The organism is Lacticaseibacillus sp. 53-4 (assembly GCF_016861805.1).
Classification (GTDB): domain Bacteria; phylum Bacillota; class Bacilli; order Lactobacillales; family Lactobacillaceae; genus Lacticaseibacillus.
Window position 1 is genome coordinate 1 of sequence record NZ_BOLT01000057.1, and the last position, 5418, is coordinate 5418.

6 protein-coding genes and 1 pseudogene are annotated in these 5418 nt (G+C 45.5%); 3 read left to right on the forward strand and 4 right to left on the reverse strand.

Annotation, left to right across the window (positions count from 1 at the left end; genetic code table 11):
• Window positions 1-300: 300 nt before the first annotated feature.
• Together JUF21_RS11605 and JUF21_RS11610 are read right to left on the reverse strand one after the other, a co-directional pair.
• Window positions 301-957: a recombinase family protein gene (locus tag JUF21_RS11605; RefSeq protein WP_203664774.1), complete on the reverse strand. Its 657-nt coding sequence runs from the start codon at window positions 955-957 to the stop codon at window positions 301-303.
• Between the two features lie 233 nt (window positions 958-1190).
• Entirely contained in the window at window positions 1191-1907 is a 717-nt protein-coding gene (locus JUF21_RS11610) for an MT-A70 family methyltransferase (RefSeq protein ID WP_239061458.1), read from the reverse strand.
• A 77-nt stretch (window positions 1908-1984) separates the two neighbouring features.
• On the opposite strand from JUF21_RS11610, the gene JUF21_RS12175 reads away from it, so the two are divergent.
• From JUF21_RS12175 to JUF21_RS12100, 3 genes and pseudogenes are all read left to right on the forward strand, one after another.
• Complete coding sequence (locus JUF21_RS12175; RefSeq protein WP_203664776.1) at window positions 1985-2194, forward strand: helix-turn-helix transcriptional regulator; 210 nt, start codon at window positions 1985-1987, stop codon at window positions 2192-2194.
• Between the two features lie 2 nt (window positions 2195-2196).
• A complete protein-coding gene (locus tag JUF21_RS11620) occupies window positions 2197-2817 on the forward strand; it encodes a MunI family type II restriction endonuclease (RefSeq protein WP_203664785.1) in 621 nt (206 codons plus the stop codon).
• A 626-nt stretch (window positions 2818-3443) separates the two neighbouring features.
• A pseudogene (locus JUF21_RS12100) lies at window positions 3444-3902 on the forward strand (helix-turn-helix domain-containing protein); the annotation flags it as partial.
• Between the two features lie 54 nt (window positions 3903-3956).
• On the opposite strand, the gene JUF21_RS11630 reads toward JUF21_RS12100, so the two are convergent.
• Both JUF21_RS11630 and JUF21_RS12000 read right to left on the reverse strand, forming a co-directional pair.
• The gene (locus JUF21_RS11630; RefSeq protein ID WP_305067828.1) at window positions 3957-4586 is read right to left on the reverse strand and encodes an IS3 family transposase; all 630 of its coding nucleotides are present in this window, start codon (window positions 4584-4586) and stop codon (window positions 3957-3959) included.
• A gap of 260 nt (window positions 4587-4846) precedes the next feature.
• Window positions 4847-5158: a helix-turn-helix domain-containing protein gene (locus JUF21_RS12000; RefSeq protein ID WP_239061461.1), complete on the reverse strand. Its 312-nt coding sequence runs from the start codon at window positions 5156-5158 to the stop codon at window positions 4847-4849.
• Between the last annotated feature and the right edge of the window lie 260 nt (window positions 5159-5418).

The window sequence follows — 5418 nt, forward strand, 5'->3', positions numbered from 1 at the left end:
AGCGGCATAGGCTACAACCACTAAACACAGTCACTTTGATCTACGCTTAATTTCAACTTTGCACCAGAACCCTCAAACACCACTATGAAACAAGCACCACAAATAAGGAACCCAACACAGTATCCGTCAAAGAATACAATGTTCGGTTCCTCTTTACTTGCCACATTTTCGTTCAGAGGAGGTAAAGGTTCCTCCCTGCGTTCTGAAATCAAGTCAGCCATGATCACCGCTGTTCTGAGCAAGCAAAAGCTCCAAGGAGACTGAACAACTTACCATGCAATGTCATTGCGGGTTGGTTGGCTAACTTGTTCTTGAAATCTGCTGTGCTTTTCGCTCAGCCACCCTTCGCATCAAAGTGGCCTTCGAAATATTGAACGCAGAGACGGTTTCTTTAACCGTATGGGTATCGTAGTATTCCAGCATCTGTTCGAGCCGCCTACCGTTGATCACCGGCTTGCGGCCTTCCTTATAGTCAGGCACATGCTTGCGTGCATATGCGCGACCGGTCTGAGTCCGCTCGACGATCATATCGCGCTCGTACTCAGCAAAAGCGAGCATCATGGTCCTCATCATCTTAGCCATCGGGGTCAGTCTGCCTTCGCGGTCAGTCTCAAACGTGCCGATGTTTCCGATTCGGAGTGATACCCCTTTGACCTGAAGCTGATCCATCACCTCGAGCGCACCCTTCAGCGTGCGAGCCAGCCGATCCATCTTAGCAACAATCAAAGTGTCGCCTGGTTGGAGAACGGCGAGCACTTTTTGAAATTCGGGACGCTCGACCGTCGTACCGGTGTACTTCTCTGCGTACACGGTTTGGGCACCCAAGAGATGGAGTTCCGAAATCTGCTCATCTAGACTTTGAGCCAAGGTGCTGACTCGGGCGTAACCGTAAATGTGGCCGGCCTGATTTTGGTTTGTATCTGATACTGATTCGTCCGTTTTTGCTACCTTGGCCATGATTTTCGCCCTCTCGTTTTGATACCAATATATGAGACTCATTCAGGCCTATTGTAGCGGGCACATGGTGTCAGTGTCAATACTTTTAAGTTGTGAGACACATTGTGCCAACTAATTCATAACCTTGCTCTTCTACGCGAAAAAACTTCTTCGAAATAACGTGCAATCTGCACTTTGTCTCGAAGAAGTCTTTATGAGTATTTGTGGCGCGTCTTAATTGGCAGGCTTATTACCTAAAAAAGAGATTCTTGGGAAGAATTTTTCAAGTCCTTTTGGCTGACGTAAGTCTCTTCATCCATGACGTCCAACCCCCAGGTATCCCAACCTGTTCGCTCTCTACGAGAAAATAACTCGATTTTCTTTTGCGTCGGGAACATCTCAGAAATTCGATCTGCTACTTCATCTGGCTTTTGGCTATGTTTCCCTCTCGGGACTTGCAAGAACTGGCGCACATTACGCGCTCCTCTTGGCTTTGGTATTCTTCCTCGCTTAAAAATTAAAACTTGTTCCGTCTGTGATAGCGTATATTGACCTGGATTATGATTCATCTTATCCCACACAAACCCGACTGTCTTATAGTCAAATCCCCAAGCAGTTCCGAGCTCAATGGCGTTTGCTAATTGCGGACCTGTTGTCCACATAAATAACAGAGCATCATCTTCTGCAATAGAAGCAACTGAAAGCTTCTTCAAATCCCGAAGTTTTACTGTCGGATATTTGAATGAGGCAGAACTAATAAAGACTTTTCTGCCATTAGGATTAAAGCTCTCCTTGCCCATACTACTCTTATCGAACTGCATCTTACCGCCATAATCCCACGGCGGATCAGCATATATTACAGAATATTTATCTCGGGGAAATCTTGGAAACAAGTCTTCCAGAACATTAATCTTCGTTCTCTCTTTAGCATCTTTATCATAAAACTTATACGCCGTTACGTCACTACTCAATGGAACTCAACCTCTCATTATAAAATATACAATATAGTCTGTGTCTAGAGCCTAACGTTTATCTTAAACTATACACCATGGAAGTACTAAAAGTATTTAGTAATAATACCAAGAAAAGACGAAAAAATCTGAATATGTCTCAGGAACAGCTGGCAGAGGCGTCTGGCTTACATCAAACGTACATCAGTGATCTTGAGCGGGGGCTAAAAAATCCTTCGCTTAAAACAATGGTCAAAATTGCAAATGCGCTCGATACAACCGTGCCTGAGCTACTAGAGGAGCAATAAAAATGGCATCTAGTAATCTAAGGCTTCGTGGTAACTGGCAAACCAATAGTGGAGCAAAAGCAAAAAATACGGAATACACCCTTACAGAAGTTCTCCGACAAATTCTGCCATCAGATGTATACCAAGTAAATGAACAGATTAGAGACTTCAAAAATGTCTATTCTGATCTTAAACTTCCAGAAGATATCGAGGACAAGATCTACGATCCTGGTCCGACCGTAATCAGTAACGTGCATTGGGGTTGGGTACCCGATAATTCGATTGAAAATAAGTTCACTCATAAAAAGATATTCATTGAGCTAAAACGCCAAGACGGGTGGGTAGAAGGCAAGACTCCATCTGCAGGAAGAGGCAATGCCCATGAGAGAGGCCTAAAGCACTTCTCACCGGGCATTCTGGATACCGAAAAATCTGCAAGTGGCATTACCGATGGTTTTCTGCCCTTCTTACTCATTTATGTCGGTGACATAACGCGCGATCCTAGGCGAAATCGAGAAATCTACTTCTGGTTCCAAGGCCATGAGCAAAATCACTACATGTGGATTGCAAACGGCCAGGGTGTACTATCTGTAGATGATCTTAAAGATTTTCTCTACACAAACATATTGCCTCACCTTGATTAGCTTTCTCGATTCTAAACATTTCTTCTAATCTCTAACTTAGCTGAAAATACTAAACATATGCTACTATGGTATGCCGCCTGGGTTCCGTGCCTTGGTGGTATTTTTGTACTCCGCTCTTACCTCTCTACGGAACTCGGTATGTAGATGTATACCACAGGTCCCCATTTTCCTGATAGCGAAACAAGTTGCGGTTGGAGAAATGAAAACAACAATGAGAAGTGACTCTCAATTGGCCTTAAAAATTTCCAGGTTGCCATGCCGATCTTAAGTCGGCCCCGTGAAGGGGGCCATCCGAATTTACCACCTCTGCCAAACTTCTTACCACCTTGTGCTGACACCTTACCACTTGACCAGTGGGCACCGCCATCGCCTACGCTTCTTCATCGTCCTCTTCCAAGAGTCGGTTAATCAATCTGACTCCGATTTTTCACCGACTCGTCGTCGGAGATTTGTTCATCTCCTTACCAGAAGGCATCAAGTAAGGCATTTTCAAGCTCAATGAACTGACTCTCGCTCACCTTCAGTCCCCCGCGTTTACAATCTAAGTGCAACACATAAGTAACTAGACCAAAAAGTCCATGATAACCTATTCTTATAAGCAACCAAGCACATAAGAAAGGCATATTATGACCAACATCAAGCGTACCATCTCTAAGGCTTACAACAACTATCAAATTCTGCTCAATCAGGGTTTCTCCAAAGCACGAATTGTCCGCGAACTCAACCGCTCGCGTAGTACTATTTCGCGGGAGGTTATTCTTGGCTCCGTCCTACAGCGGGTCTCCGGACATAAGGTGGCGTTGATTTACTTCGCTGATACAGCAGCTCATTTGCACTCTCAGGCGGGAGCGTTGTCGTCCCAAAACGATGCTTGAGAAGAATCCCAAGTTCTACGCTGCCTGTGCCGCTGCGTCTGCGCGTTCCTTCAACATCAACGGTTTACCAGGATATTGAGGCCGGTAGATTCGAACTCCGAACCCACGACTTACCGCGCAAACCCAGCTTGCGAATTAAACGCAACCATTCCCATTGCTCGCACCAATAAGACGAAGCATGGCACCTCGATTGATGAAAGCCCCGTTGAGTGCACTAGGCCCTGTCAAGTTGACAGATGAAATAATATAAAGTTTTGTCTGCTTCTAAGCGACCTCATTCCAGTATTCATCTGGGGTGAGGCCGTTTCTTTGTGCCGAACGGTTGTAATGGTTAAAGTATTCAATTTCTTCTTCAACAAACCGCATAAGCTCTTCATATGTTTTCACAAGTGGATGGCGATCCATCCACCGTAATTTGAACTCGTTCCACCAACGTTCTATCGGTGCGTTGTCGTATGGTGTTCCCGGTAATGACATACTGCGCTTGACGTTATGGCGGCCGAGAAAATTATTGAAGGATCCCGAAGTAAAAGCTGAACCACGGTCCGTATGGACCAACGGATGAGCGTTATCAGTGACCTCAAAGGCACATCGGAAGACCTCGATTTCAGCTTCTGAGGTTTCAGTGGGACTCAGGTGATACGCCAACATACGGCGACCGTAGAGGTCCAAAACACCACTTAGGCGCACTTTGTGCTCACCATTAACGCCATAGGTTAGTTCCGTTGAATCAGCTAACCAAACTTTGTTAGGGCCATCAACGGTGAAGTTCTGATTAAGGACATTATCTTGAATGTGCTGCTCTTTTTCTCGACACCGATTGCGCTTCTTGACGCGAACCTGACACCTCAGACCTAATTCCTGCATGATTCGACGTACCATCTTAAACGTCACCGGGAAGTCAATCAACGAATCGTGTTGAAGGTTAACTAAAAGGTTACCTGCACCAATCCCTTGATGATGAAAATCGAATCAGTACTGTACCCGTTCCTTAAGCGTACGATTACGTGCCTCCCAAGCAGTTCCTTGACGTTTCAGACCTTTGTAGTAGGCCTGTCGGCTTACCCCAACAGTCGCCAATAGTGTTGAAATGGCACCGCGTTTTCCTAGACTGACTTCATTGATTGCGAAATAGGCCAGTCGCCGTTGTTTGTTCACCCCCTGCGCTGAAGTTCCAGCAATTTTTTTGCGAATGCCTCCACAAGCTCTTTGTCCGCAAGTTCCGCTTTAAGTCGTCTAATTTCGAGTTTTGCTTTATCGAGCTCAGTTAGTTCAGCTTCCTGTTTATGATGGCCACGGTTATCTACAAGTGCCTCATAACCACCATTTTTGGCCTTGATGACCCAAGAGAGTGCTTGTTGGTATGAAACTTGAAAACGTGCAGCTGCTTCCGTATATGAATGCTTATGTTTGGTGACATACTCAACCACGTCAATCCGTTCTTCAAGGGTCGTCTTACGGCTCATAGTAGGGACCTGCTTTCTGGACGGCGACGCCGTCAAAGTTTTGTCCCTATTATACTTATTGACCCAGACTTATTGACCCAGTTTTTAGCTTGTTGCGAAGCACGAAGTCCAAACCGGTCTGCGAGTTCATCGAATGTTCCTTCACCGCAAAGGTACGCCTGTACAACCCTAAGTTTGAGTTCCTTTGAGGGTTCTGGTGCAAAGTTGAAATTAAGCGTAGATCAAAGTGACTGTGTTTAGTGGTTGTAGCCTATGCCGCT